We start from the raw sequence: 1,181 nt of genomic DNA, 5'->3' as shown, positions 1-1,181 counted from the left end.
CCGCCGAAGTCGGCCTGCCATCCTATCTTGTTCTCGCCGATGATGACCCTTCGGATGAGGAGTGGGGCGACTACATATTCGAGGCCCTCACTGCCAAGTTCGGCGTGCGCCCGGTCGAGTTTGGTGGTTTCGGACCGGCTGGGTGATCGCGATGACGCTCCCACGACGAGCGTTGCCTCGCCTCGATAGGGCAACCACCCTCGATACAAGTATGAGACGCCGATCGCGTCTCATATGGGTGCCTATTGACTTCAGAGACGACTGGAGCGAGTCGGCCTAGAGCCATACGAGACAAGTCAGGGGCACCATGGGCAAGACGCTGGGCTACGCGAGGATCAGTTCAAATCAGGGGCAGGATATCACCTCCCAGAAGACGATGCTGGAATCGCTGGGAGCGGTGGTGGTGTTCTCCGACGTGGGCAACGGCTCGAAGCTCACCGGACGTGACCAACTCGAAGCCGCCCTGCGTCTGCTCGAACCCGGCGACACCCTGTTGGCGCTTCATCCTGATCGCCTTGCCCGAGATACCGGCGATCTGCTCACCATCGCCAAGCGGGTCATCGAGAAGAAGGCGGTGCTCAAGATCAACGACCCCGCGATCGTGATGGATGGCTCCGATATCATGGCCGAGGTCATGCTCACCGTCTTCGGGCTCGTGGGGATGATGGAGAAGCACTTCATCAAGGCGCGGCAACGTCGTGGAATCGAGGCCGCGCGTTTGAAAGGGGCATACAAGGGCCGTCCCGCAACGATCTCCCCTGACGCGGTGCGCGAACTTCGTGCCGAGGGTCTGGGTGCCACCCAGATTGCGAAGCGTCTCGGGATCGGACGCGCGTCGGTCTACCGGCTGCTCGCCGCCTGACCATCGAGCCACACAAGGAACTCGTCGGCCGTCATCACCTGACCCGGCAGCGCTGCTTCCCGCTCGACCATCTCAATGAAGTGAGGATCGAGCGGATCGCCCCGGCAGATCGGGCAGGGGGCACTCACGTCACCATCATCAAAGCCGTGCCGTTCGACGTCCTCACTCATGCCCGCTTCCCGTGAGTTCGACGGACACCCTCTCCGTCGAACTCAACACTACACAAAACCGCTACAATCCGGCATATCCGGCACTCAACAAGCGAACGCTATTACCAAATCGGCGAGATCGGAGAACGGCATCCCACCCTCTCCGCCAC

At 61.4% G+C, this 1,181-nt stretch carries 2 protein-coding genes; one reads left to right on the top strand and one right to left on the bottom strand.

Annotated features, from left to right (window positions below; all coding sequences use genetic code 11):
• Positions 1-307: 307 nt before the first annotated feature.
• The gene (locus LH128_RS28225) at positions 308-862 is read left to right on the top strand and encodes a recombinase family protein (RefSeq protein ID WP_008833117.1); all 555 of its coding nucleotides are present in this window, start codon (positions 308-310) and stop codon (positions 860-862) included.
• On the opposite strand, the gene LH128_RS28220 is transcribed toward LH128_RS28225, so the two are convergent.
• Positions 841-1,032: a hypothetical protein gene (locus LH128_RS28220; RefSeq protein ID WP_008833116.1), complete on the bottom strand. Its 192-nt coding sequence runs from the start codon at positions 1,030-1,032 to the stop codon at positions 841-843. The two genes, LH128_RS28225 and LH128_RS28220, sit on opposite strands and share 22 nt — an antisense overlap.
• Positions 1,033-1,181 lie beyond the last annotated feature (149 nt).

Origin of the sequence: Sphingomonas sp. LH128 (assembly GCF_000293195.2) — a bacterium.
Classification (GTDB): Bacteria; Pseudomonadota; Alphaproteobacteria; order Sphingomonadales; family Sphingomonadaceae; genus Novosphingobium; species Novosphingobium resinovorum_A.
Note: the sequence above shows the minus strand (reverse complement) of the source record. Positions and strands in the feature narration are given on the sequence as shown.

What these genes read in the sequence shown, in the direction of transcription:
- LH128_RS28225 (WP_008833117.1), top strand. Translation starts at nt 308, where the DNA reads ATGGGCAAGACGCTGGGCTACGCGAGGATCAGTTCAAATCAGGGGCAG.
- LH128_RS28220 (WP_008833116.1), bottom strand. Translation starts at nt 1,032, where the DNA reads ATGAGTGAGGACGTCGAACGGCACGGCTTTGATGATGGTGACGTGAGT.